The sequence below is a fragment of the Enterococcus sp. AZ071 genome (assembly GCF_050499065.1).
GTDB classification, from domain to species: domain Bacteria; phylum Bacillota; class Bacilli; order Lactobacillales; family Enterococcaceae; genus Enterococcus_A; species Enterococcus_A ferrettii.
The window spans coordinates 556413-580824 of sequence record NZ_JBIPAS010000001.1; the positions used below are offsets into that span (position 1 = coordinate 556413).

Below are 24412 nucleotides of genomic sequence, written 5' to 3' on the forward strand. Positions count from 1 at the left end.
AAAACTAAATAATGGCTAATTCTAATCTATCTTGGACCTATGCCCATGGGGTGAATTTTCTATTTTCCGTCTACCTATACAAATATATTCTATCTCTGAAAATGTTCTGTAAGCATCCATGTTTATCTCTAACAATATAGTAAGTGTCATTTACTCGTGCTATACTAAATGACAGTGATAAATCACGATAACAAAACGAGAAGCTCTAGCTTGCTTTTCTTTATGAAAAGGAGATATAGAATGAACCTAAGTACAAAGCTGCAACCTGTCTTTATCATCAGTGCTGCTCTAATTGGTCTATTACTAGGTGGTGGAACTTCCTTTGGCGATTACTCGGTTGGATTAGTAGAACCTTTTTTGATGGCACTACTTTTCATGGTCTTCTTGTCAGTGGACTTGAAAAGTATCAAAGAAGCCTTCACTAATTACAAATTTACAGTAACCTCATTGTTGGTTAATTTTGTTTGGACACCGATTTTTGCGGTACTTCTGGGAATGATTTTTTTGCATGATTCTCTTGACTTGCAAGTAGGTTTCCTTATGCTGTTAGTGACTCCGTGTACGGATTGGTATTTGGTTTTTACGGGACTATCAAAAGGGAATGTGGCGCTGGCCACAGCAGTACTACCCCTCAACCTCATTTTGCAAGTAGCGCTACTTCCAATATACCTATTTACTTTTTATGGCAGCAAAGTTGGCATGGATGGTGCCGATGTTCTTTGGAGTATTATCATTGTACTAGTGATACCGATGGTGCTAGCCCAACTAGTCAAACTGGCAGCTCGAAAAATGAATCGCTTGAAAGCAGTTGTTCAAGGATTGCTTGATCGCAGCGATAATTTACAGCTTGTTTTCCTTTGTATTGCAGTTATTGCCATGTTCGCTTCAGAAGGAAAGGCATTATTAAGCAATCCATTATTATTGGTTCAGATGTTGGCACCACTGGCCTGTTTCTTTACTATTAATTTTTTACTAGTTTACGCAATTGCCAAGCGGCTAAGGATGAGCTTTTACGATACGGTACCTCTAATTATAACTACTTTAGCTAGAAACTCTCCTTTATCGCTAGCGATTGCAGTAGCGGCTTTTCCTGATCGCCCACTGATATCTCTTGCACTTGTAATTGGCCCACTGATCGAGTTGCCGGTTTTGGGAATCGTATCGAGCATTTTGTTAAGATTAGGAAAAAGGCAGCAAGTCCAATAGATTTTCTGTCCAAAAAAATACAAAAAAGAAGTTTGGAAGGCTGATTTTAAGCTTCCAAACTTCTTTTTGTATTCTACGCTACTATTTAATAGCTAGTACACTTTTTTTAATTAAGTCTCTAGTTTTTCTAAATTCTGCTAAAATTTGTTCTTCACTACCGGTTGCTTTCGCAGGGTCTGATAGGTCCCAATGAAGGTGTTCTTTTCCTTTTGGGATTACTGGACATTTATCTTTTGCATCACCGCAAAGTGTGATAATCAAGTCCGCTTCATTAAAATAATCGATATCGAGTAAGTCAGAAGTTTGTTGAGAAATATCGATACCGTCTTCACTCATTACTTTGACAGCTCTTGGATTGAGGCCATGCGTTTCAATGCCAGCACTTCTGATTTCAAACTGCTCTTGTGGCAATAATCCACGTCCGTAACCTTCTGCCATTTGGCTGCGACAAGAGTTGCCAGTACAAAGAAAATAGATTTTTTTCACACTTCATTCCCTCCGATTCGTCTTGTTTCTTTATTTTCGCCAGGAAACCAATACTTGGTATTATTAGCGATTTTAACTAATAAAAGCATTACTGGTACTTCTACCAAAACACCAACAACAGTGGCTAATGTCGCACCCGACTGCAGACCAAATAGAGAAATAGCCACGGCTACAGCTAGTTCAAAGAAATTACTCGCCCCAATCATTCCAGCTGGTGAAGCAATCGAATGAGGGAGCTTCCAGATCCGAGCCCAACTATAAGCAATAGTAAAAATGAGTAGTGTTTGAATCGTCAATGGAATAGCGATTAACAAAATGTGCAGTGGGTTAGTTAGTATTTTTTCTCCTTGGAAAGAAAAAATGATAATCAGTGTCAGCAACAATCCAATAATCGTTACCGAATCAAATTTTTTCAAAAAGACCGTTTCAAAATAAGCTAATCCTTTGCTTTTAATAATTAAGGTACGTGTTAAGAAACCTAAGAACAGGGGCACAACTACGAAAAGAACCGTTGATAGCAGTAACGTTGCCATAGGAACTACGACATTGTCGACGCCTAAAAGGAAGGCAACAATTGGTGCAAACAAGACTAGAATAATCAGATCGTTAACAGCCACTTGAACAAGCGTGTAAGCAGCGTCGCCTTTGGTGAGGTGACTCCAAACAAAAACCATTGCCGTACATGGGGCTGCTCCTAGAATTACTGCTCCAGCTACATACTCTTTTGCCAAATCTAAAGGTATCCAACTTTTAAATACTACGTAAAAGAAAAATGCAGCAATTGCATACATAGTAAATGGCTTGATTAACCAGTTTGTCACACAGGTCACAATTAAACCTTTTGGCTTTTTCGATACGTTGACAATACTGCTAAAATCGATTTTCAACATCATAGGAAAAATCATTAACCAAATTAGAATAGCAGTGGGAATCGAAACGTTGTAATATTCGAACTGGCTAAGTGTTGCGGGAATTACTGGTAAAAACTTTCCGACTGAAATTCCTAGTGCCATACATGTGACTACCCACAAGGTTAAATACTTCTCAAAAACACCTAATCCTTGTTTCTCTGTGTTTTCCATTTGAATCCTCCATCATCAATATTAACTGATACATAGATATCCATCTATGTATCAGTTAAAAAAATTTTATACTCCAACAGGACTAAAGTCGGCTTGCCATTCTTCCACGGCGAAATTGCCATTGGACAGCTCAGCAACCTTTTCAATCCACTCCAATTCATTGAAGGAACGAGCCTTTAAGACATCATTTTGCGTATCAGCTGCATACATGCTTTGGTTAACCAGCCACCAGGTATGGGAAATCTTTGCCCGGTCCAAATCTTCATCTAGACGCATGGATTCATAAACCGGTGTTGTTTCAGGTAGAGTAACCATCAACACTTCCGTATCATCAGAATTTTGTAGGCGTGGCAAGAGTTTTTGAATCGAAACGGGTACTTCACCAGAGCTTCTTTCCACTTCACGAGCATAGCTTTGAGTAGAATCCAGTAACAATAAGGTATGACCTGTCGGTGCTGTATCAATCACGACAATCTCATCCTCAGACTTGTCAACAATTTCCGCAAAGGCGCGGAATACTGCGATTTCTTGGGTACAAGGAGAGCGCAAATCTTCTTCCACGTAAGCTACATCATCGTCATTCATAGTAGCTCTTGCTTTGGACAAGACTTCTTCTTTGTAATCAGCTAATTCTTTTTCTTCATCGATATGACTAACCGAAATGTGCAGGTCTCCTGCGATAAACAGATTCAAGTGGTCAGCTGGATCAGTGGTTGCCAGGTGCACTTTTTTACCAGCTTGGGCTAGTTTTTTAGCAATTTTGATAGCAACCGTCGTTTTGCCAACGCCGCCTTTGCCCATGGTAAAAATGATCTTTTTGTTAGTGCGGATAAATTCTTCAACTACCTTATCCAAATGAGGAAAATCAGTCACTTCCTTTGTCTGTTCCTCAAAGGCTGGCTGCTGATCCTTCAATAAAATTTGCAGCTTATCAATCCCCGTCACATTATACGGACGAAGCGGAATGTAAAATGTTTCAAAGTCCTTCAAAGGTTCCGGCATATTTTCTAAATCATGGGTTTGTTCTTGATAGATAAGTTGGGAAATTTCGTCATCATGGACTTCCAGCAACCCATTCACAACCAATTTTTGATTTTGAATCCCTAATTTTCTCAGCTCTTCTGACGCACGTTCGGCTTCAATCAACGGTGCTTTTTGTGGGCGAGTAACTAGAATTAAGGTTGTTTGTTCAGCATCTGTTAAGGTTTCTACTGCTTTTTCGTACATATCCTTCTTATCGCCAAGTCCTGATAACTGACCGAGACAAGAAACGCCGGTGGTATTTTCATCCAGGTAATTGTTCCAAGCAGAAGGCAGCTGTAGCATACGTAATGTGTGCCCCGTCGGTGCAGTATCAAAAATGACATAATCAAACTGATCAGCAACTTCAGGATCAGTCAAAAAATTGGCAAACTCATTGAATGCCGCAATTTCTACTGTACAGGAGCCAGATAGCTGCTCTTCCATGTTCGCTAACGCGCTGTCTGGAAGTATTCCACGGTAAGGTCCAACGATACTTTCTTTATATTCTGCCGCAGCCGTAATCGGATCAAAGTTAGCTACTTGAAGATTGTCGATCCCTTCAATCGGTGTTGGCTTATTGGTTAACGTTGTTTGGAAAACATCTTGTAAATTAGAAGCCGGATCAGTACTTACCAGCATAACTTTTTTATCATCTTGAGCCAACGAAGTGGCTGTAGCACAAGCGGTTGTTGTTTTACCCACACCGCCTTTTCCGGTAAAGAACAGATATTTGGTTAGTCCCATGCGTTCGGGAAGGTATTGGATCATTTTGTTTCCTCCTTGTATAAATCTTGGCTTAGGAAAAGGCTGTTTAGCAACAGCCTTCGCCTCCGCAGCATCCGCCAGAATTGTTGGCAGCTTGTGTGACAAATTGCACTTCTGCATATTTACCGAACTCTTCTAGGGTAGGATAAGCAGCTTCTTTTACAACTTCACCATCTAATAGAGTAACCGGCAAAATATCGTTGCCCTTTTCTTGAAGTAGTTTCAAGATGGTGGGGTCGTTAACAAAGGCATCTGGGTCACTGGTTAAGTTGTGACGTGACGCTTCAATCGAGTCTAATCCCTCAAACGTTTCAAAGACGGATGTGACCATTAATAATTCCTCATCAACAGATGGTCCGCAAACGCCGGTTGAACAACACATAGCTGGTTCAAATAGTTCCAATTTTTTCATCATTCTTTTCTCCTTTACAACTACAGTTTTTATTGTGGCAAACGCAATCCTCTTCGTCAGAAAATAATTGCATCATTGTACCCATAAATTGATCTACAAAGCTTTCGGTTAATTGATAGTGGTGCCATTGACCTTCTTTAGTCACCAAGACAACACCTGCTTTTTCCAAAACCTTCATATGGTGGGAAAGCGTTGGTTGAGTAAAGTCAAAGTGAGCTAAGATATCACATGCACATAAGCTGCCGCAAGACAGCATATCAATAATTTTCAATCGTTTAGGATCAGCCAGGGCTTTAAGCATGACCGACATTTCATCGTAATTCATTGGTTTTCCTCCTTACATAGAAGTTCATCTATGTACATAATATAGATCATCATCTATATACTGTCAATCGTTTCTGTCTTTTTTCATAGAAAGGGTACGTTCAGTCTACTGCAAAGCCTAGTTTTATCGACTTTCTTCAAATTTGGTATTGGTAAGGCCTAGAATTGTCGAACTATACGCCGTTGGTGCTAGATGAGGAATGGTTGAAGCATATAGGTTGGAACCTTTTTTGTGATTATGATGACCACAGTATGGCAAAATATTTTGGTTTCCATCTAAGCGAGGTTGCGATTGAAGAGATTCTTGATGTTGCTTTTAAGAGCCATATCAAATTAAATATACAAAAAAATCTGGTCAAATGGTTTCAATCAATTGAAGCTGATTCAAGCTTCTTTGCTCATAAATAATAAACTCTGGTTTGATAAAAAAATTTCGAAAATTCATTATTGAGTTTCATTTTTTTCACCCGATGGATGTTTATTTAGTGTAAAGGTCAAAAAGTCTCTAGAAGTAAATCTTAGAGCAGTGTTCTTTGAAAAGTAAATACAAACTGCTAGGTACGTTTATTTTCAAGTAGAGCCGAAGTAAGTCTTTCGCCAAGATGTTTAATTAAGAACTGAGCGGAAAAGAAGGCGTTACTTAAATATGTCTCTACCGTATTTGCTATGACACTTGAAATGATAATGATACTTCTGTGAAGCTCGGCATAAACAGCGGAGAGGTGAAATCCCTATGATTCCATTGTAGTAGATGGAATACCTAGCAGTTAATTTAAAAAAATGGAGGTAGCTTTATGAGCATAGTCATTGGCTTTTCACTTTTTATGCTAGGTGGATTTGTCGGAGTAACATTTATGTGCCTATTTCAGGTTAGCTCAAACTCAGATGATAGGTATCTTGAGTACGATCTAAGCAAGGCTAAAAAAGAACTTTACCAACAAAAAAATAAGAGAGCAAATTAGAAACCCAATTTACTCTCTCCAAATGGTGATCTTGGCCGATAAACTACTCTTTCCATATTCAGTCAGCTTAATAGCATCTGACAGATTCATTCGGTCAACAGAACGCTCGCCGCTTTTCAGTTTTTTTATCGTGCCAATCTTTATTCCGGTACCTTCAGCGATGTCTTTTGCAGTGTTCTGCTTCAAAATTCTCGTGATTATGTCAATATTGGCAATCCCAGTATTCATGCGTGATTGAACTCCCTCCGATTTTTTAATCATGATACCACTAGAGTGGTCAAAACGCAATTTTTCAAGGTACTGTAGTGGTCTCTGGTAAAATATTATAAAAAATAGGGGAGAGGTCGACAATTTAGTCAAAATTCGCTTGGAAAGCTGCTAAATCAGTGTTTTCTTGCTACTAAACCTATCTTTTCTTTAGATCAGTTAATCGATTTTAAAGCATTTACTACCCAAAATTTACAAACAAAGAAGTGAAAGTATGTCTAACAAAGATTTTGAGTCTTTTTTCAAAAATGAAATTTTCCCGATCATTCAAGAGTTAATGGAGGAATATACTTCCCAACTACTAAAAATTGAACAATTACCTTTAGTTCTAACGAATGAAGATTTAAAAAGGGAGTTTCAAATCAGTGATAGTACACTTAATCGTTTGATCAATTTAGCTGACTTTCCTACCTGCTGGTATGGAATACGCGGACATTATTCTAGAGAGGACATCCTAGAATGGTACCGGAATAAAAATTATGACTTATTCATAGAAAAAATGCGAGCTCTTCGCTCGTTGTAGAATTTATTTTCGGAGGCGATCATAGTATAATGATTAGTATAGAAAACTTCGGTAAAGTCTTAGGTAACCTCGCCTCCTCCTTATATTAGGAGGAAACGATGAAGACAAAAGATAGATTCAAAAGAAAAGTCACTGCTTCTGGGCAGGTCACTTGGTATTTCCAGGCATTTCGTACAACTAGAAGAGGATTCAAAACAAAACGCGAAGCACAGCTTGCTTATCTAGAACTTGAAAAGCAAAACAAAAAAAGAAAAAAGCTTGTAGGTAGTAATGAAAAATTTGCTGTTGTTGCAGAGATGTGGTTTGATCACTATCGAGAGTTGAAAGAACAAAAGCAAAGTACCTATGATAAGAGAAAAGAATCTGTAAGAACTCTTTCAATGTGGATTGGTGATAAAGAATTGAAAGATATAGATTCTGAATTCTTAGTTAGTCTTTTCTTTGACCTAAAAGATAAAGGTTATGCCAAAAATTCCCTTTATAGCTTTAAACAAACGCTTAATCTAATTCTCAAATTTTGTGTAAAAAACAATCTGCTGAACGAGAACCCTTTGGTTGGTGTAACCCTTCCGAAGTACCAGAAAAGTGTACAAGACTTGAAAAATTCTTTGGAAAGTTTAGATCAGAAATATTTGACGATTGATGAATTGAGAACCCTTTTAAATTATTCTGTCATACACGAAGAGCTAACCCTTTCTACCTTATTTCATGTTTTGTTTTATACTGGATGCCGGATTAGTGAAGCATTGGCTTTGCAGCCTGAAGATGTTGACTTTCGAAAAAATGAAATTCTCTTTTTCAAGCAAACTGCTGTAAGTGGACGGCAAATTGATTTTCGGATTGAGACTACCAAAAGTGTGAGTTCGGCAAGAAGAGTTGTTGTTACTCCTCTTGTGATGGAGAAGCTTCAACACTTGATCAATGTTCTTGATGAAATGAGAGCTAATTTAGATTTTGTCATTGAAGATCCTTATTTGTTTGTCTACCTAGATCCTTCCAAACGGGGCCTACCTTTTAGAAGAGAGTACGTCAATGATCATATCAAAACCTGTGTTGCGAGGTGTGGCATTACAAAACCGTTTCATACTCACCTAACAAGACATACAATGGCAAGCTTGGTAGCAGAACATTGTAGCTGGGACGTTTTAAAAGCTCGACTAGGTCATGCAGATAAATCGACCTCAGAAATTTATCGTCACTTAACAGCTGACGAACGGCTAAAACCATTACAAGCATTTATTGATTTGGAAAGCTAGATTCCCTTATTCAACTACACCACTATATCAATGAAATGTAGTCAGAATGTAGTCAATCTGATTGAAAACGTTGATATAACAACAATAAAACGACTTTCGCAATAATCAAAGAAATCCGTCGTTAATTTATCGTTATCGAATGGTAGTAAAGCCCTTGTTTTAAGGGCTTTTTTTTGTCTTTAGAGTTTATAATTTAAGTGAAACACGTAAAAAAATGATGCTCAAGTGATTTCGAAAGTACAAAGAAAAATTTTGGGACTAGTGATTCTCACCAGAATATAAAAATAAACAAAATATTCTTAATAGGCCAATCCTCAGAACACGTGAAAAAAGGTTATTACTGCTATACTGAAAAGAGTAAGAATCAGGAAGGAAGTGAGCAATAATGAAAAAAGCAGTATTGATTGTAAACCCTAGCTCGGGTAATGAGGATGCACAAGAATACGAAAAACTGGCTAAAGAAAAATTAGTCAACATATTTGACGAAGTAGAGGTGCGGCATACGGAAGATGCTGGCGATGCTACTAAGTTTGCTCAACAGGCAGTTGAAAGTAAAGTGGACAGTGTATTTGCAATGGGTGGTGACGGTACGGTGAATGAGGTAATCAGTGGGTTGGCTGAGCAGGAGTATCGACCGAGATTTGGTTTCTTTCCTTTAGGTACGGTAAATGATTTAGCTCGTTCACTGCATATTTCGATGGATCCTGTAGAAGCAATTGCAGAATTGGATTTAAATCGCCGAATGTCTTTAGATATCGGAAAAGTCAATGAAGACTATTTCATGAATATTGTTGCTGTAGGTGGAATTCCTGAAGCTATTAGTGATGTAGATGTTGAAGAAAAAACCAAGTTCGGCAAATTAGCTTATTTTACATCAGGATTCAAGCAAGTAATAAAGGATGAAAGTTATCATTTCGACCTGGACATTGAAGGGGAAAAGCGAAGTGTGGAAAGCAGTGCAGTTGTAGTCGTCCTAACTCAAACCATTGGTGGCTACAGCCATATTGTACCAGAAGCTAAACCTGACGATGGTAAAATGTACTTGCTATATTTAAAGAATCATAATGTTGCGGATATGCTTAAAAGTGTGCCTGATATTTTAAAGGGGATTGATCATTCTACGGATTACATTGGTTATGAGACTTTCACTGAAGGAAGTCTGGCAGTGAAAGAAAAAGTAGAGTTGCATCCGAGTGTGGATGGTGATGAAGGTCCGGGTTTGCCATTACATTTCAAGATTTTGCCTCAACATTTAGAAGTTTACTATGGATCTGAAGCAGAATAAATATATAAAAATAGATCTTGACCATCATTGGTCAAGATCTATTTTTATTCTTCGTTTAATACAAATTTGTTTTGACAGAAATTCCAAAAGTCTCGAACCAATGCCGTGTGCAAATGATTTCGTTTAATTGCTAAATAGAGATTACGATCAGGCAAGCGATCTAAAATCTTAATCTTCTTAACTGGATAGGAAGAGATGGATGGAATATTTGGCATTAAAGCCAGGCCAAAACCATGTCCTACAAATCCTAAGACACTATGATCTTCATCTAATTCCAAGGCGATACGTGGATGAATGGCTAAGTCTGCCATAATCTCATCCAGATAAGGGCGCAAGCCGCTTTGCTTCCGGTAATAAACCACCGGATAGCGAATGATCCTTTCTAAATAGATCGCGTCCTCGGCAGCTAAAGGGTGATCTTCAGGAACTACAACCACCATTTCTTCTCGTGAAAGAACGGAAAACTGAATTTCAGGAACATTTTTTACCTTCGAACAAATCCCTACATCAATCAGATCATCTTTTAACAATTCAACAATTCGATTGGAGTTTCCCTGATGGAAATCAAAATGAACATTTCGGTGCTCTTTTTGACTAAGAAATTGTTGTGTAATTCTTGGAGCGATAACTGATCCTACTGTATAAATGAAACCAAAACGAACTTCCCCGGATATGGGGTTAGCCATGTCGCTTAATATTTTTTGTCCCTTATAAATTTCTTTCAAGGAAGGAGAGATATAACTGTAGAATAGTCGTCCGTACCTTGTCAAACTTATATTTCGTCCGTTTTTCTTAAACAAGGGAACACCTAGTTCTTGTTCCAAGGTTGACATAGCATGACTAACATTTGGTTGGGAAGTTTGGAGCTGCTTAGCTGCTTTAGTCATATGTTCAGTTTCAGCTAAAGCTAAGAAAAATTCAAGTTGTCGCAGATTCATTGCTTTCACCTCATCTATAAATTTATTTTATCAATAAGATCAAAAAAATGCATCTTTTTTTTGCAGAAATCAAAATACGTCGAGAGGTTATATAAACTGATAACTTTAGTGCTATGAATAATAGAAGAAAGTGCTATTGAATCTTACTAAGGAAATACCTTAGAATAGGGAATATAAAGAAATTGTGAATTACTGAATTTGTGCTGATTTATTTTTAGTTCAAAGAACAATCAACCTTTTGGATAGAATAAATGAGCAGGGACTAAATTTTGTTTAAATAAAAAAGCAGGAGGGAAAAAATGGAATATTGTCAGATTAAAGGATTGGATGCAAAAGTTGCACGAATCGCTTTAGGAACCGGTTGGTTTGGTCCAGATAATGAAGAAGTAATCTTCGAATTGCTGGATGCATATGTAGCAAACGGTGGGAACGTAATTGATACAGGGCGTTTTTACAATGGTGGTAAAGCTGAAATAGTGATTACCAAATGGTTAAAGAAACGAGGCAATCGAGATCAATTGCTGCTAGTAAATAAAGCCTGTCACCATTACGTAGATGAAAATAATGTACAGTTTCCAGATGAGAGTCGGGTTGGTGCGGATTACATCACTGAGGATTTAGAATATAGCTTGAAAAATATGAGCGTTGACCATTTTGACATGTATATTATGCACCGAGATAATGAGGAAGTGCCAGTTGAGGAATTAATGGATTGCTTTGAACAGCATCGTCTAGAAGGAAAAATTGTAACCTATGGTGTCAGTAACTGGTCAGTGAACCGGATTAAGGAAGCAGATGACTATTGTAAAGAAAAGGGTTATTTAGGATTAAGCATAAATAGTCCGTCTTTTACATTAGCTGACATCAATAAACCACGCTGGTATCGATCAGTATATGTGGATGCCGACTATGTGAAAAAGAACAATGAAATGGGTATTACCGTTATGAGCTGGGGTGCTCAAGGCGCTGGATTCTTCGTACCATTATGGAAAGATATGGATGCCGATGCTCCTAAAGATATTAAAGAGGCATTCTTCACTGAAAATAATTTTAAAAAGCTTGCTCGAGTGGAAGAAGTTGCGAAAATACGGGGTGTAGAGCCAATCAATATAGCGTTAGCCTATGTATTGAATGACCGCTTTGATGTTTTTGCTTCGATTGGACCTCGGAATAAAAAAGAACTGCTTTCTAGTTTGAAAGCACAAAACGTTCACTTAGCATCAGAAGAAATTGCTTATCTGGAATTGAAATCACCTACACTCTAAAAATAGAAGGCTGAAATCCTGGTTACATAACAGGATTTCAGCCTTTTTAAAATAGTGTTAACTGTTGTTCTTTTTGTTCAAATTTATTTAAATAGGCAAAAATCTCATCGGTTCGCCACATGATTTGATGCTTTTGACAAAAGTTTATGAATTGCTTCATAAGTTTACTATGGTTAGGACTGTTGCAAATATATTGATTACCAAATGCTCGCTGGTACTTTTCCTTTATGCCAGGAAAATGATGTTCCAGTTTTTGATAAAAGTATTCACGATTGCCTTCCCGCAAAGTCATCCCAAAACCAAAGCACATAATCCCCTTAACGTCAGCTTTCAAACAATAATTAAGTACCCCAGCCAGATTCTCTTCACTATCGTTAATAAAGGGTAGAACTGGGGATAACCAGACAATTGTCGGAATTTGCTCCTTTTGGAATACCTGCAGTGTTTCGAACCGTTCATAAGTGGTAGAAACATAAGGCTCCAGAATTTTGCAAAGTTCTTCATCATAAGTAGTCAATGTCATTTGTACGACAGCCTTAGTTTTTTTGTTAATTTGTTTTAGCAGATCGAGGTCTCTTAAGATACGCGTCGATTTTGTTTGAATCGAGACGCCAAAGCCATACTTATTAAGTAGAGCTAGTGAATCTCGCGTGATGTTCAAACGTTCTTCCAGTTGAATGTAAGGATCAGTCATAGCGCCAGTAGTGACCATACAAGGTTTGCGTTTTCGCATCAATTGCCTTTCTAAAATTTCAAGGGCATCCTCTTTTACTTCAATGTCTTCAAAAGGATGATTGATCTGATAGCAGTCGCTTCGGCTGTCACAATAAATACAACCATGCGTACAGCCGCGAAAAAGATTCATATTATTATTTGGGGAAAGAATCGTTTTATAGCTGGAATAGTGCATAAGAGCCCTCCTTGTTCCAGAACATTTGTTCTCTTTGATTATCCCACAAAATCCTCCTGACAACAAGGAAAAGTACCAGTATAATGAAGAAGTTGGAGGAGGAAAGCTATGCTAAAAATTGGAGAATTTTCTCAATTAGGCCACGTTTCAATTCGCATGTTGAGGTATTACGATGACATCGGACTTTTACGGCCTAAAAAAATTGATCAAGAATCTAGGTATCGCTATTATTCGGTAAGACAGCTTGGACAACTGCATACCATCTTATTATTGAAAGAATTGAAATTTTCTTTGCAGGAGATAAAGGAACTTTTGTCAGCGGAATCAATCGTTTTAAAGAAGCAATTGTTAAGTAAGCAGATGGAGATTGAAGCAGAAATTGCTCAAGATCAGCTTCGGGTTGAAGCGATCCAACGGAAAGTTGATCAAATTGATAAACCAGTTTCCTATCCGATAAGGCTATGTGGAATCCCCGGCTTTCCGGTAATTGGCTTGCGTAAAGTTATTCCAAGCTTTTATCACGAAGGTCAGCTTTGGCGCGATTTTTATGAAGAAATGGCTCAGCAAAAGCTTGCTGTTGCTCTGGAGGACATGGGAAGTACTACAATTTTCTATGATCAGGAATACAAAGAGCAGAACAATGATATTGAAATAGTTTTGAAAACCAAGGAGATTGTTCCGGTATCTTCACCACTGGTAAGCTACTTAATGCCCAAAATACCTTTGGCTGCTAGCATTATTGTTAAAGGAAATTATCATCAATTACCAATTGTTTATCAAAGCTTTGCTTGTTGGTTAGACCAACATCCAGAATATCAAATGATCAAGACAACACGCCAAGTTTGTCATATTGGCCCTGATGAAACCGAGGATTCAGAAGAATATATCACCGAATTGCAAATTCCGTTAATTGCCCTTGACTCTCACACTACGTGAGGGATTATCCTCTTATTACAGGAGGGATGTCAAAATGAAATTACAGGCAATTGGCAAAGTAGCGCAACAAGCAGGAGAGACCACACTGGTACTGGAGGAGGAAATGAGGGCTGGTTTAACTGGACTGAGTGAATTCAGTCATGTTATGATTCTATACTGGTTTGATCAGCTGGATGTTCCAGAGCTTAGAGAAGAACGGTTAATAGAAAAACCTTATGTTAATGGTCCTGAAACATTGGGTATATTTGCTACAAGAGGACCTGTCAGACCTAACCCAATCGCAGTTTCAGTTGCTGGAATTATTGCATTCGATCAGGAAAAAGGAATTATTACTTTGGATTATTTGGATGCCGAGGATAGTAGTCCACTGTTGGATATCAAACCCTACACACCCAGCTCTGAAATTGTCACGAGTTATCGTAGTCCTGAATGGTGTTCTCATTGGCCGCAAAGCTACGAAGATTCAGGATCATTTGATTGGTCGCGGGAATTCAATTTTGAAGCATAGTAGAAAAAACTCAGGTGAAAGAAATTTCACTTGAGTTTTTTCTAAAATAAAAGTTTATTGTAATACAGTTTATAAAAGTGTTACTTGTTTGATAAAATCAGATATCGGTGCTATATTTCTTGTTGTTGGTAATACAGAAAAGCAGAAGGTGTATAACAGTGAGTAAAAAAGGATCAAAAGTTATTATAGAGAGTTTGATTAACCATCAAGTACCATTTGTATTTGGAATTCCTGGTGCTAAAATTGATGGTGTATTTGATGCGTTAGAGGATAAAGGCCCGAAACTAATCATTGCAAGACATGAACAAAATGCGGCTTTTATGGCACAGGCTATTGGTAGACTGACTGGTGAGCCAGGTGTGGTAATTGCTACCAGTGGACCAGGTGCAAGCAATCTTGCTACTGGACTGGTAACTGCGACAGCTGAAAGTGATCCTGTCCTAGCTATTGCTGGACAAGTGAAACGATCTGATTTGTCTAAGTTAACTCACCAAAGTATGAACAATGCGGCTTTGTTTAGTCCGATTACGAAATTTAGTACTGAAATTCAAGACCCTGAAACAATTTCTGAAAATATTGCGAATGCTTACCGAATGGCTAAAACAGCTAAAATGGGTGCAAGCTTTTTGTCAATTCCTCAAGATGTAACAGACGGTCAAGTAGCGGGCGAGGTAATTGGCCCTTTATCCGTTCCTAAATTAGGAGGAGCAGCTCAAAAAGACATCCAAATTTTAGCTGATAAAATTAATCAAGCGAAGCTGCCTGTGTTGTTAGTAGGCATGCGAGCTTCAGCAGAAGCACCAACTGAAGCAATTCGGGAGTTAATTGAGGAAACCGAATTGCCAGTTGTAGAAACATTCCAAGGGGCGGGGATAATCTCACGCAAGCTGGAGAAGCATTTTTTCGGTCGAGTAGGCTTGTTCCGAAATCAGCCAGGGGATATGCTGTTAAAACGCAGTGATTTGGTTATAGCAGTGGGTTACGATCCGATCGAGTATGAAGCGCGAAATTGGAATGCAGAAAAGGATGCTCGGATTACTGTGTTGGATGAGGTTTCGGCTGAGATTGATCCTTATTTGCAGCCGGAGGAAGAATTAATTGGTGACATTGCTATTAATATCGGTTCATTAAAAGCTGTACTTAAAGGGTATCAGCTGCCTGAAGATGCGCTAAAGTACTTAGCAACACTGCACGAAAAAATAAAAGAAATTAGTGAGCCTGTCACGAACGGAGTAAATGGTCGAATTCATCCCTTAGATGTGATTCATACCTTGCAGAAAAAAGTAACAGATGAGATGACGGTAACAGTGGATGTAGGGAGTCATTATATTTGGATGGCTCGTCATTTTAGAAGCTATGAACCACGTCATTTGTTGTTCAGTAACGGAATGCAGACGTTAGGTGGGGCAATTGCATCTGGCCTTGTTCGTCCAAATACTCAAATTATTTCAGTATCCGGCGATGGTGGATTTTTATTCTCAGGACAAGAGCTAGAAACCGCGGTCCGCTTAAAACAAAAAATTGTGCATTTAGTTTGGAATGACGGCAGCTACAATATGGTCGGTTTTCAAGAAGAGCTGAAGTACAATCGCTCAGCAGGAGTTAGCTTTGGTCCGGTTGATTTTGTAAAATACGCTGAAGCCTTTGGAGCAAAAGGATTAAGAGCGACGAACCCAAAAGAATTAGAATTTGCCTTAACAGAAGGCATGGAAACAGAAGGTCCTGTGATTATTGATATTCCAATTGATTATCGAGACAATAAGGAATTGGGTAAAATTGTATTACCTGATCAATTTTATTAAGGGGTGGGGAGAATGAGTTACTTATATCAACATGGCACTCTAGGCGCACTCATGAGTGATCTAATGGATGGTACTGAGAAGATCGGTGAATTAGGCAAATACGGTGATTTTGGTTTAGGCACTTTGTCAGGTTCAAATGGGGAAGTAATTATTTTGGACCATACGATGTATCATGTCAACGAATCAGGAAATGTTACTATTCTGACTGGCAATGAATGGACACCTTATGCAGCAGTTACAGAATTTAATTCTCTTCAAAAAGTAGTAATTGACAGACCAATGAAAGCGGAAGAAATGATTAATCGATTGTTAGCGAAAATGAGTAATAATCTTTTTGCAGCAGTGAAAATTTCAGGTGTCTTTTCTTCTATGCATGTGAGAGTCTCTCCTAAACAAGAAAAACCTTATCCAAAATTTGTTGAGGCAGCGCGCAACCAACCAGAGTTTTCTGAGGAAAAGGTTGAGGGAACAATCGTTGGTCTTTTTACTCCTGAATTGTTCCAAGGAGCTGCCCAAGCAGGCTTTCATTTACATTTCATTAGTAAGGATCGAACTTTTGGTGGACATGTAATGGATTATATCTTGAAAGAGGGTACTGCTGAATGGATGGAAATTGAAGAATTTCGTCAACATTTTCCGATCCACAACAAGGAATTCTTAGAACACAAGATCAATAGTGACGAAATTGCAAAGGATATCGCTGAGGCAGAATAAAAAAAGCCATCCAATGTTGGATGGCTTTTGAATTATATGCCTAACAGTGGTGCTGGATTAACAAATCCAGACCAAACAGCTGTAGATACACCGAAGTGTAAATGAACACCAGTTGAGTTACCAGTAGTTCCCATACCGCCAATAACTTGGCCTTGGCTTACTTGCTGACCGACACTGCAGTTCGGTGTAGAAATCATATGCATGTAGTATGAATAGTAGCCATCAGAATGTTGAATGATAACATAGTTACCAGCTGACCAATGGAAACCAGCCTCGACAACTGTTCCAGCTTTTGCTGCATGGATGGATGTACCCGCAGCGCCAGCAAAATCGATGCCATCATGTTGTGAACCGGACAAGCCAGTAGGATCAACTCGTGGACCGAACGGACTAGTTACAACTAAACCAATTGAAAGTGGAGAAGCCCAGCCGCCACTATTAGTAGCAGGAGTGCTTGTTTCATTAGTTGGAGCTGAGGGCACTTGAGCCGCTTCGGGATTTGTAACAGTTTGAACTTGCTGAGCCTGTTGCTTAGCTTGTTCTTCTTGTTGTTTTGCTTCCAAGGCTGCAATTTCAGCTTGCGATTTTTGCTGCGCATTCTCAGCCGCCGCCTGTTCAGCTGCCGCTTCTTCCAAAGCTTTTTGAGCTTGTTCAGCGGCAATTTTTGCTTGCTTTTCAGCTTCAGCTTGCGCTTTTTCACGAGCTTCGGCTTCTTTTTTCTTTTGTTCTTCCAAAGCTTTTAATGCTTCTTGACGTTTCTTTTCAGCGTCTTCCTTTTGTTGCTGGAATTTATCCTTTTGTGCTGTTTCAGAAGCTATACTTGCTTGGATCTCATTTACTTTTACTTGTTGGTCTAGCTTGGCTTCAACTAGTTGCTCTTGCTTCACCTTTAGTTCTTCTGTTTTTTTAGTAACAACTGCCAAACGTTGTTGTGCTTCTTGCTGTAGTTTTTCAAGCTCAGCTTTATCACGGGTTTGCTGTTCCATAGCTTCTTTGTTAGCAGACAGAATAGTGGATACAGCCATGGTTTTCTCAACAGCTTCACTAATCGATTTAGCTTCCATTACAGTATTTACTAATGCTACTGCACTGTTGTTGGTTTGAACGTTTCTTGCTTGTTCTTTCAACTGTAATTCACGTTTTTGAATTTTTGCTTGAAGATCTTGAATCTTAGCAGTTAATTCGCTTAACTTTTGTTCTTCTTGCGTTTTTTTAGTCAACACATCTTTGACTTCTTTTTCAACGGCTGCAACTTCTTGCTCTAATGCTGCTTTTTGTGCTTCAGCAGATTGCGCTGTTTGTTGTAGGCCCTCAATTATTTTATCTTGATCGGCGATTTTTTGGTCAAATTCAGTTGCACTCGCACTCAATGGCGCACCCAGAGTGACAGCACATAAAGCTAGTGCTGTGTATTTTTTCAACTTGATCATTTCGTTCCTCACTTATACTTATAGATTCTAATTATTATCAACGTTTTGATTATATAAGAAAATATGAAGAAAAAGTTGAGAAAGATTAAACTTTTATGTAACCGTATAGTTTGTAAAGAAATTGAAATATGGATTTCAGGAAAAAGCGTAAAATTCCTATTGACTTTATTTTGGTTTGATGATAAAGCTATTAGAACTCTATGAAGATTAATGAAAATTGTTCTATTTATATAAATGGTGTTATGGTAGTTCTTACAGTAAAATATAAGTTAGGAAAAAGGAGGAATTTATTTATGACTTGGAGTAGTCAAGAGGAAAAAGAAGCAGCCTATCAGTTAATGCTAGAACAGCAAAAAGCATTGCTGGAAGGAGAAACAGATTTAATTGCTAATTTAGCCAATTCTTCAGCCTTGCTGAAACTAACTTTAAAAGATACGATATTCTCCGGTTACTATCTTTTTAAAGATGGTGAACTCATTTTAGGCCCTTTTCAGGGAGGTGTATCTTGTGTACACATTCCGTTAGGAAAAGGTGTTTGCGGAGAAGCTGCTGAAAAAAATCAAACACTGATTGTTGAGGATGTGACTAATCACCCCAATTACATTGCTTGTGATTCGAAAGCAAAATCGGAAATTGTCGTACCCATGAAAAAAAGCAGCCAGCTGATTGGAGTTTTGGATTTAGATAGTTCGGAAATTGGTATGTATGATCAGATTGATCAGTTTTACTTAGAACAATACGTCACGTTATTGCTGCAAAATGTTGAGTAATGTTCAGATATAATCACTTTTTGAGGAAAAAAAGGATTAATGTAGTCTTTTAATCAGATTAATGGTACTATTAATGTGTAGTAAATACGTCCATTGAGGTGATTAAATGAATAAAGAAGCGATTATTGTTGGAGAAAATTATGAGTGTCGAAAACAAGATTTTGCCCGCCCGATTATTGGGGAAGTTTTACAGAAGACCGATGAAGGCTGTATCGTAAATGTGGAGCGGTTTTACGGATTAGATGCAGACAAAATTGACGAGGTTGACGGTAAAGTTTTAATTAGATACAACGAAGTAGCAGGAATTGTCTCTTCTAAGTGTTTTTTCAGTTAAATAGATGACACAAAACGAGTGTTTCTAGTCTTGACTATCAAGCAGAAACACTCGTTTTTTTAAATAGACAAATCATTTAAAAGCTTTAGTGCAGGCATTTCTTTGATTACTTGATTTTCCCGCTCTTTTGGTCTAGCTTCATCAGGCGTATTTTTATAACGATAATCTGTTATATTGCCTTTTTCATCATAATAAACCCAAATATCTTCGTTTCCGATCTCATCTAGGTCACCTCTTAAATCTAACATTAAGTCGCTAATAGAATCGTAATAGTTCATAATTATTCCTCCCTCTCTATTGTAAAAAAAAATAAACGATTCAGCAAGTTGCTCCACAAAGAAAAGCGGGGTATGATCAAAATAGGAGGTGTTAATAACGAAATCTGATACTCATTTTTTTACTGATGCTAACGTGGCTTACCAGCTGCTGCAGATGGGATATCAAGCTCTTGAGGTGGGAAGTCACTCACGGATAGCGGGACTCGACCATTTACCAGGTTCTTATTATCTAAATACAAATGAAATTGAATCCGAGGAGAACGGCTGGAACATTTTATCGGCGGAATTCTGTATGCGTGTGTTGAGTGATAAGGGGATCACCAGTAGCACCTCTTTATTAATTTATTCATCTAGTTTAAGTGCTGCTTGTCGTATTGCTTTTATTGCTTATTGGCTGGGACTTACAGATATAAAAATCTTGGAGGACGGCTTAGCTTCTTGGCAAAAGTTAAACTATCCATTGGAAAGCGACTGGACATCTTGCGAAAAAGCGAGTTCGTTTGGATTGCATGATCCTAAAAGGTCAGAAATTCTTATTTCTACTTCGGAGGATTTGCTGAAGGCCCAAAAAGACAACCCTGAGCTGGTTTTAGCCAGTGTAAGAAGTCTCACAGAATATCAAGGTACTACCAGTTGCTACGCATATATTGAGCAAGCGGGTGAGCCAGCTGGAGCAGTATGGGCTAAAGCAAGTTGTGGCAAGAATGATGTCGCTGATTTACTGACTTTAGAAAAGAAAATTAAACCTCTAGTCGACATTGCAAAAGCTTGGAAAGCAAATGGGATTACTAGAGAAAAAGAAGTGGTTTTTTATTGCGGAACCGGCTGGCGAGCGTCGGTGGCTTTCTTTATTGCTAAAGAGCTTGGGTGGCAAAAAGTACGACTATTTGACGGTGGCTGGTATGATTGGAGTCAAAAGCATGTAGAGAACCCCAAAAAGTTCCCATTAAAAAATGACTCCTTAGGACATCCCTAAAGAGTCATTTCTTTATTTCATCAGTTTAATTAATTCTTTTGCAAACTCACTAGTTGAAACTTCTGGAATGTTTAATGCCTGAGCAAAATCCTTAGTAACAACTTTTTGTTCAAGAGCTGTTTCAATTGCCACAGTGATTTTTCGACTTGCTTCGTACCAGCCTAAATGATCTAGAAGCATAGTTGCTGAGAGCAAAAGCGAACAAGGATTAGCATAGCCCTTGCCCGCAATATCAGGCGCTGTACCATGAGTCGCTTCAAAAATTGCATGGCCAGATTGATAATTGATATTGGCACCAGGTGAGATGCCGATACCGCCAACTTGAGCTGCTAGTGCATCCGAAATATAATCACCATTTAGGTTAGTCGTAGCAATCACTTGAAACTTCTCAGGGTACAAAAGAATTTGCTGCAGCAAATTATCTGCGATCACATCATCCACGATTACTTTTTTTTCTTCTTTGGCTGCTGCTAAGGCAGCATCTGCTGCCTCAACACTATTCTCAGCAGCAATTTTTTTATATTGGTTCATTGTGAATGCTTGAGGATATTTTTTTTCCAGTAAATCATATCCCCAAGCTTTAAAGCCGCCTTCAGTAAATTTCATAATATTACCCTTGTGTACTAAAGTCAGACGAGTCAGTTTGTTTTCCACTGCATAATCCATTGCGGAACTGACCAATCGCTCACTGCCTTCTTTTGAGATTGGTTTAATTCCCAGGGAGCTGGTTTCTGGAAATCGGATTTTGTTGACCGATAAAGTGTCTCTAAGGAAAGCGAGTAATTTTTTTGCTTCGTCCGAGCCGGACGCAAATTCTATACCCGCATAGACGTCCTCGGTATTTTCACGGAAAATAGTCATATTAGTTTTTTCAGGTTCTTTTAAAGGAGAAGGAACCCCTTTAAAATAGCGGACGGGGCGTACACAAGCATACAAATCGAGTGTTTGTCTCAATGCCACATTTAGCGAACGAATACCACCACCAATTGGAGTGGTTAAAGGACCTTTGATAGCTAATTTATGTTCTTGAATTGCAGCAACAGTCGCATCAGGAAGCCATTCGCCGGTTTGGTTGAAGGCTTTTTCACCAGCTAAAACTTCTAACCATTGAATTTTTTTATCTGAACCATAGCAAATTTCTAAAGAGGTATCTATAACCGCTTGCGTTGCCGCCCAGATTTCAGGTCCAATACCGTCGCCTTCAATGTAAGGAATAATTGGAGTGTTTGTCATTTATTTTATCTCCTCACTCATCTTTTTACGAATAACCAATGGCAAGATCCCTTGGTTTTTCCAGTAGTCTACATCTGCTTTGGAATCAAAACGCAGTTTCGCTTGAAAGGTAATTGTTTTATCTTTTTCCGCCGTTACGTCCACCAGTTGATTAATAACTGGTTCTTCCGGCATATCAATGGTAAAGGTTTCCGAACCGTCTAAGCCTAAGGTTTCTGCTGTTTCCCCCTCTAGATATTCCAAAGGCACAATGCCCATCATTACCAAGTTGCTACGGTGAATTCTTTCGTAGCTTTCGGCAATAACGGCTTTAACACCAAGTAATGAAGTTCCTTTGGCAGCCCAGTCACGAGACGAGCCCATACCGTAGTCTTTGCCAGTCAAGATAACTGTGCCAATCCCATTTTTTTGATAGTCCATGGCCGCATCGTAAATACTCATTTCTTCACCTGTTAATGCTGAACGTGTGTATCCACCGGTAACATCAGGAGTTAACTGATTTTGAATGCGAATATTTCCGAAGGTTCCTCGCATCATAACTTCGTGATTTCCACGACGTGAACCATAAGAATTATAGTCCTTATAAGCCAATCCACGGTCCTTAAGGTATTGTCCGGCCGGTGAATTAAGAGAAATATTTCCGGCTGGGGAAATATGGTCGGTCGTTACAGAGTCTCCAAATTTTGCTAAAACCTTTAATCCAGTTAGTGAAGGAGGAGCGTCCAAAGTCTTGCTAAGGGTTTCAAAGAATGGCGGGTTTGCAATATAAGTTGATGCTTCATCCCAGCCATATGTGGCGCCTTCTGAAGTTTGGATTTGATTCCAGCGTTCATTGGATTGATACACATCTTCGTAAGCGGCTTGGTAATCATCTGGATCTAGATGAGCATGAATATATGCATCAATTTCCTCTTTACTTGGCCATAGATCCTCTAAGTAAACTGGACCATCTGCTGTCTCAGCAATCGGCTCAGTAGTTAAATCCTTTGTTACTGTACCAGCTAAAGCATAAGCGATAACTAGTGGTGGCGAAGCTAGATAATTGGCTTTAATCAATGGATGAATTCTACCTTCAAAGTTACGATTCCCTGACAGAACAGCTGATACAACTAAATCATTTTCCTTCAAGATTTGTTCAATTTCGTCAGATAGGGGACCAGAGTTCCCTATGCAGGTAGTACAACCGTAACCAACAATATCAAAACCTAACGATGCCAAAGGCTCCAGTAATTGTCCTTTTTCCAAATAGGAGGTTACAATTTTTGAACCTGGTGCCAAGGAGGTTTTGATGGTTGAAGGAACCTGAAGGCCCTTTTCAACAGCTTTTTTAGCTAATAGTCCAGCGGCGACCATTACACTTGGATTACTAGTGTTGGTACAGCTGGTAATAGCAGCTAAAGCTAAGTCGCCTGTTTGCAGTTTGTCATCCTTGTTGGTAACCGCCACTTTTTTATTTATCTCATGCTTAGACAAGCCAAAACCTTGAGGACCGCTTGGATTAGTCAAAGAGGCAGTAAAATTTTCTGCAACTTGGCCTAGAGGAATTCGATCCTGTGGACGTTTTGGTCCCGCTAGTGAGGAATTAATTTCGCCTAAGTCCAGCTGAATAATTCGCGTATAACTGGGTGTTTCTGTTCCATCATAGAATAGGTGATTTTCCTTAGCGTAGGTTTCAACTAGTTTAATTTGATCAGGTGTTCGTCCAGTAACCCGCAAATAATTTAAGGTTTCTTGGTCAATTGGACAGTAACCACAAGTTGCACCGTATTCTGGTGCCATGTTAGCAATGGTTGCTCGATCTGATAGACTTAATTTTTGATACCCCTCACCGAAATACTCTACAAATTTACCTACTACTTTTTCACTTCTTAACAGCTGTGTTAAGTGTAAAGCTAAATCAGTAGCAGTAGCTGTTGGTGACAAAGCACCAGTTAGTTGGACTCCGATGACTTCTGGTGTAGGAAAGAAAGATGCTTCACCTAAGATAGCGGCTTCTGCTTCGATCCCGCCAACTCCCCATCCTAGTACACCTAATCCATTAATCATGGTTGTATGAGAGTCTGTTCCTTCTAATGAATCTGGAAATAGCCAGTTTTGTCCGTCTTTTAATTGTTTTAGGATGACATCAGAAAGAAATTCTAAGTTTACTTGATGGATAATTCCGGTTTCTGGTGGAACGACATCGAAATTGTCAAAGGCTTGTTGTGCCCATTTTAAAAATTGGTAACGTTCATGGTTCCGTTCAAATTCTTTTTCGGTATTGTAGGTTAAACTGTCTTGAGTCCCGGCACAATCAACCTGTACCGAGTGATCCACGACTAAAGTCACAGGAATTTCTGGATTGATATACTCGGCTTTTCCGCCAAGCTTTACCACAGCATCCCGCATAGCTGCTAGATCAACAACGGCAGGTACGCCAGTGAAATCCTGGAGTATTACACGTGATGGTCGGAAAGGAATAACTCCCTCAGGATTCTGTGCATCGTATTCAATCAGCTCTTCCAAGGCTTCCAGTTCTTTATGACGGGCTAAACTCTCCAGCAAAACACGGATGCTAAAGGGATAATTTGATAGCTCCTTACTATAGGAGGAAGCGACCGATGAAAGATCAAGATAGGTATATTGTTCGTTGTTGATGGTTAATTGCTTTGTCCAGTTCATTTTGATAATCCTTCCCTTCTGTTATTGATACTTGCTTGTTGGTATATTATACGAAGAAAGAAAAAG

The 24412-nt window shown here is 38.8% G+C and carries 26 protein-coding genes; 14 read left to right on the forward strand and 12 right to left on the reverse strand.

What is annotated here, in order from left to right:
• The first annotated feature begins 240 nt into the window (after positions 1 to 240).
• On the forward strand, positions 241 to 1206 hold the full coding sequence (locus tag IGI49_RS02725; RefSeq protein ID WP_429963254.1) for an arsenic resistance protein: 966 nt from the start codon (positions 241 to 243) through the stop codon (positions 1204 to 1206).
• An 81-nt stretch (positions 1207 to 1287) separates the two neighbouring features.
• Here the strand turns inward: IGI49_RS02725 and arsC are convergent, their stop codons facing one another.
• From arsC to IGI49_RS02750, 5 genes are all read right to left on the reverse strand, one after another.
• Positions 1288 to 1692, reverse strand: a complete 405-nt coding sequence (gene arsC / locus IGI49_RS02730; protein ID WP_429963255.1) for an arsenate reductase (thioredoxin) — start codon at positions 1690 to 1692, stop codon at positions 1288 to 1290.
• Positions 1689 to 2774, reverse strand: coding sequence for an ACR3 family arsenite efflux transporter (gene arsB / locus IGI49_RS02735; RefSeq protein ID WP_429963256.1), 1086 nt, complete (start codon positions 2772 to 2774; stop codon positions 1689 to 1691). Before arsB ends, arsC begins: the two co-directional genes overlap by 4 nt.
• Positions 2775 to 2840: 66 nt before the next feature.
• Entirely contained in the window at positions 2841 to 4565 is a 1725-nt protein-coding gene (arsA, locus tag IGI49_RS02740; RefSeq protein ID WP_429963257.1) for an arsenical pump-driving ATPase, read from the reverse strand.
• A gap of 43 nt (positions 4566 to 4608) precedes the next feature.
• The gene (gene arsD / locus IGI49_RS02745) at positions 4609 to 4974 is read right to left on the reverse strand and encodes an arsenite efflux transporter metallochaperone ArsD (RefSeq protein ID WP_429964958.1); all 366 of its coding nucleotides are present in this window, start codon (positions 4972 to 4974) and stop codon (positions 4609 to 4611) included.
• Positions 4952 to 5299, reverse strand: a complete 348-nt coding sequence (locus IGI49_RS02750; protein ID WP_429963258.1) for an ArsR/SmtB family transcription factor — start codon at positions 5297 to 5299, stop codon at positions 4952 to 4954. Before IGI49_RS02750 ends, arsD begins: the two co-directional genes overlap by 23 nt.
• A gap of 164 nt (positions 5300 to 5463) precedes the next feature.
• On the opposite strand from IGI49_RS02750, the gene IGI49_RS02755 reads away from it, so the two are divergent.
• Positions 5464 to 5706 carry a hypothetical protein gene (locus tag IGI49_RS02755; RefSeq protein WP_429963259.1) on the forward strand — a complete coding sequence of 81 codons (243 nt, stop codon included), beginning with the start codon at positions 5464 to 5466 and terminating at the stop codon, positions 5704 to 5706.
• A gap of 386 nt (positions 5707 to 6092) precedes the next feature.
• Positions 6093 to 6260 carry a DUF3789 domain-containing protein gene (locus IGI49_RS02760; protein WP_429963260.1) on the forward strand — a complete coding sequence of 56 codons (168 nt, stop codon included), beginning with the start codon at positions 6093 to 6095 and terminating at the stop codon, positions 6258 to 6260.
• Positions 6261 to 6269: 9 nt separating this feature from the next.
• Here IGI49_RS02760 and IGI49_RS02765 read toward each other — a convergent pair whose 3' ends face one another.
• Positions 6270 to 6488 carry a hypothetical protein gene (locus IGI49_RS02765; protein WP_429963261.1) on the reverse strand — a complete coding sequence of 73 codons (219 nt, stop codon included), beginning with the start codon at positions 6486 to 6488 and terminating at the stop codon, positions 6270 to 6272.
• 253 nt (positions 6489 to 6741) lie between these two features.
• Here IGI49_RS02765 and IGI49_RS02770 point away from each other — a divergent pair, with 253 nt between their 5' ends.
• The 3 genes from IGI49_RS02770 to IGI49_RS02780 all read left to right on the forward strand — a co-directional run bounded on the left by IGI49_RS02770 (position 6742) and on the right by IGI49_RS02780 (position 9591).
• Positions 6742 to 7050 carry a DNA-binding protein gene (locus IGI49_RS02770; RefSeq protein WP_429963262.1) on the forward strand — a complete coding sequence of 103 codons (309 nt, stop codon included), beginning with the start codon at positions 6742 to 6744 and terminating at the stop codon, positions 7048 to 7050.
• 98 nt (positions 7051 to 7148) lie between these two features.
• Positions 7149 to 8306, forward strand: a complete 1158-nt coding sequence (locus IGI49_RS02775; RefSeq protein WP_429963263.1) for a tyrosine-type recombinase/integrase — start codon at positions 7149 to 7151, stop codon at positions 8304 to 8306.
• Positions 8307 to 8691: 385 nt separating this feature from the next.
• The gene (locus IGI49_RS02780; RefSeq protein WP_429963264.1) at positions 8692 to 9591 is read left to right on the forward strand and encodes a diacylglycerol/lipid kinase family protein; all 900 of its coding nucleotides are present in this window, start codon (positions 8692 to 8694) and stop codon (positions 9589 to 9591) included.
• Positions 9592 to 9635: 44 nt separating this feature from the next.
• On the opposite strand, the gene IGI49_RS02785 is transcribed toward IGI49_RS02780, so the two are convergent.
• A complete protein-coding gene (locus IGI49_RS02785; protein ID WP_207705386.1) occupies positions 9636 to 10529 on the reverse strand; it encodes a LysR family transcriptional regulator in 894 nt (297 codons plus the stop codon).
• A gap of 299 nt (positions 10530 to 10828) precedes the next feature.
• On the opposite strand from IGI49_RS02785, the gene IGI49_RS02790 reads away from it, so the two are divergent.
• A complete protein-coding gene (locus IGI49_RS02790) occupies positions 10829 to 11794 on the forward strand; it encodes an aldo/keto reductase (protein WP_429963265.1) in 966 nt (321 codons plus the stop codon).
• 46 nt (positions 11795 to 11840) lie between these two features.
• Here IGI49_RS02790 and IGI49_RS02795 read toward each other — a convergent pair whose 3' ends face one another.
• Complete coding sequence (locus IGI49_RS02795) at positions 11841 to 12704, reverse strand: SPL family radical SAM protein (RefSeq protein WP_429963266.1); 864 nt, start codon at positions 12702 to 12704, stop codon at positions 11841 to 11843.
• Positions 12705 to 12812: 108 nt separating this feature from the next.
• Between IGI49_RS02795 and IGI49_RS02800 the strand changes: the two genes are divergently transcribed.
• The 4 genes from IGI49_RS02800 to budA all read left to right on the forward strand — a co-directional run bounded on the left by IGI49_RS02800 (position 12813) and on the right by budA (position 16664).
• The gene (locus IGI49_RS02800) at positions 12813 to 13640 is read left to right on the forward strand and encodes a MerR family transcriptional regulator (RefSeq protein ID WP_429963267.1); all 828 of its coding nucleotides are present in this window, start codon (positions 12813 to 12815) and stop codon (positions 13638 to 13640) included.
• 34 nt (positions 13641 to 13674) lie between these two features.
• Positions 13675 to 14148: an SAM-dependent methyltransferase gene (locus IGI49_RS02805; protein WP_429963268.1), complete on the forward strand. Its 474-nt coding sequence runs from the start codon at positions 13675 to 13677 to the stop codon at positions 14146 to 14148.
• 158 nt (positions 14149 to 14306) lie between these two features.
• The gene (gene alsS, locus IGI49_RS02810) at positions 14307 to 15950 is read left to right on the forward strand and encodes an acetolactate synthase AlsS (RefSeq protein ID WP_429963269.1); all 1644 of its coding nucleotides are present in this window, start codon (positions 14307 to 14309) and stop codon (positions 15948 to 15950) included.
• A gap of 12 nt (positions 15951 to 15962) precedes the next feature.
• On the forward strand, positions 15963 to 16664 hold the full coding sequence (budA, locus tag IGI49_RS02815) for an acetolactate decarboxylase (protein ID WP_429963270.1): 702 nt from the start codon (positions 15963 to 15965) through the stop codon (positions 16662 to 16664).
• A gap of 32 nt (positions 16665 to 16696) precedes the next feature.
• On the opposite strand, the gene IGI49_RS02820 is transcribed toward budA, so the two are convergent.
• The gene (locus IGI49_RS02820; protein ID WP_429963271.1) at positions 16697 to 18094 is read right to left on the reverse strand and encodes a peptidoglycan DD-metalloendopeptidase family protein; all 1398 of its coding nucleotides are present in this window, start codon (positions 18092 to 18094) and stop codon (positions 16697 to 16699) included.
• Positions 18095 to 18387: 293 nt separating this feature from the next.
• Between IGI49_RS02820 and IGI49_RS02825 the strand changes: the two genes are divergently transcribed.
• Positions 18388 to 18864 carry a GAF domain-containing protein gene (locus IGI49_RS02825; RefSeq protein ID WP_429963272.1) on the forward strand — a complete coding sequence of 159 codons (477 nt, stop codon included), beginning with the start codon at positions 18388 to 18390 and terminating at the stop codon, positions 18862 to 18864.
• 106 nt (positions 18865 to 18970) lie between these two features.
• A complete protein-coding gene (locus IGI49_RS02830; protein ID WP_207704958.1) occupies positions 18971 to 19198 on the forward strand; it encodes a hypothetical protein in 228 nt (75 codons plus the stop codon).
• 59 nt (positions 19199 to 19257) lie between these two features.
• On the opposite strand, the gene IGI49_RS02835 is transcribed toward IGI49_RS02830, so the two are convergent.
• On the reverse strand, positions 19258 to 19476 hold the full coding sequence (locus tag IGI49_RS02835; protein ID WP_207704959.1) for a hypothetical protein: 219 nt from the start codon (positions 19474 to 19476) through the stop codon (positions 19258 to 19260).
• 88 nt (positions 19477 to 19564) lie between these two features.
• Here IGI49_RS02835 and IGI49_RS02840 point away from each other — a divergent pair, with 88 nt between their 5' ends.
• Positions 19565 to 20452: a sulfurtransferase gene (locus IGI49_RS02840; RefSeq protein WP_429963273.1), complete on the forward strand. Its 888-nt coding sequence runs from the start codon at positions 19565 to 19567 to the stop codon at positions 20450 to 20452.
• A 12-nt stretch (positions 20453 to 20464) separates the two neighbouring features.
• Here IGI49_RS02840 and icd read toward each other — a convergent pair whose 3' ends face one another.
• A complete protein-coding gene (icd, locus tag IGI49_RS02845; RefSeq protein WP_429963274.1) occupies positions 20465 to 21685 on the reverse strand; it encodes an NADP-dependent isocitrate dehydrogenase in 1221 nt (406 codons plus the stop codon).
• The gene (acnA, locus tag IGI49_RS02850; RefSeq protein WP_429963275.1) at positions 21686 to 24346 is read right to left on the reverse strand and encodes an aconitate hydratase AcnA; all 2661 of its coding nucleotides are present in this window, start codon (positions 24344 to 24346) and stop codon (positions 21686 to 21688) included.
• Positions 24347 to 24412 lie beyond the last annotated feature (66 nt).

Bases quoted from the DNA above. Each gene is read 5' to 3' on its own strand.
- IGI49_RS02725 (WP_429963254.1), top strand. From the start codon at position 241: ATGAACCTAAGTACAAAGCTGCAACCTGTCTTTATCATCAGTGCTGCT.
- arsB (WP_429963256.1), bottom strand. From the start codon at position 2,774: ATGGAAAACACAGAGAAACAAGGATTAGGTGTTTTTGAGAAGTATTTA.
- arsA (WP_429963257.1), bottom strand. From the start codon at position 4,565: ATGATCCAATACCTTCCCGAACGCATGGGACTAACCAAATATCTGTTC.
- arsD (WP_429964958.1), bottom strand. From the start codon at position 4,974: ATGAAAAAATTGGAACTATTTGAACCAGCTATGTGTTGTTCAACCGGC.
- IGI49_RS02750 (WP_429963258.1), bottom strand. From the start codon at position 5,299: ATGAATTACGATGAAATGTCGGTCATGCTTAAAGCCCTGGCTGATCCT.
- IGI49_RS02760 (WP_429963260.1), top strand. From the start codon at position 6,093: ATGAGCATAGTCATTGGCTTTTCACTTTTTATGCTAGGTGGATTTGTC.
- IGI49_RS02765 (WP_429963261.1), bottom strand. From the start codon at position 6,488: ATGAATACTGGGATTGCCAATATTGACATAATCACGAGAATTTTGAAG.
- IGI49_RS02770 (WP_429963262.1), top strand. From the start codon at position 6,742: ATGTCTAACAAAGATTTTGAGTCTTTTTTCAAAAATGAAATTTTCCCG.
- IGI49_RS02775 (WP_429963263.1), top strand. From the start codon at position 7,149: ATGAAGACAAAAGATAGATTCAAAAGAAAAGTCACTGCTTCTGGGCAG.
- IGI49_RS02780 (WP_429963264.1), top strand. From the start codon at position 8,692: ATGAAAAAAGCAGTATTGATTGTAAACCCTAGCTCGGGTAATGAGGAT.
- IGI49_RS02785 (WP_207705386.1), bottom strand. From the start codon at position 10,529: ATGAATCTGCGACAACTTGAATTTTTCTTAGCTTTAGCTGAAACTGAA.
- IGI49_RS02790 (WP_429963265.1), top strand. From the start codon at position 10,829: ATGGAATATTGTCAGATTAAAGGATTGGATGCAAAAGTTGCACGAATC.
- IGI49_RS02795 (WP_429963266.1), bottom strand. From the start codon at position 12,704: ATGCACTATTCCAGCTATAAAACGATTCTTTCCCCAAATAATAATATG.
- IGI49_RS02800 (WP_429963267.1), top strand. From the start codon at position 12,813: ATGCTAAAAATTGGAGAATTTTCTCAATTAGGCCACGTTTCAATTCGC.
- IGI49_RS02805 (WP_429963268.1), top strand. From the start codon at position 13,675: ATGAAATTACAGGCAATTGGCAAAGTAGCGCAACAAGCAGGAGAGACC.
- budA (WP_429963270.1), top strand. From the start codon at position 15,963: ATGAGTTACTTATATCAACATGGCACTCTAGGCGCACTCATGAGTGAT.
- IGI49_RS02820 (WP_429963271.1), bottom strand. From the start codon at position 18,094: ATGATCAAGTTGAAAAAATACACAGCACTAGCTTTATGTGCTGTCACT.
- IGI49_RS02825 (WP_429963272.1), top strand. From the start codon at position 18,388: ATGACTTGGAGTAGTCAAGAGGAAAAAGAAGCAGCCTATCAGTTAATG.
- IGI49_RS02830 (WP_207704958.1), top strand. From the start codon at position 18,971: ATGAATAAAGAAGCGATTATTGTTGGAGAAAATTATGAGTGTCGAAAA.
- IGI49_RS02835 (WP_207704959.1), bottom strand. From the start codon at position 19,476: ATGAACTATTACGATTCTATTAGCGACTTAATGTTAGATTTAAGAGGT.
- icd (WP_429963274.1), bottom strand. From the start codon at position 21,685: ATGACAAACACTCCAATTATTCCTTACATTGAAGGCGACGGTATTGGA.
- acnA (WP_429963275.1), bottom strand. From the start codon at position 24,346: ATGAACTGGACAAAGCAATTAACCATCAACAACGAACAATATACCTAT.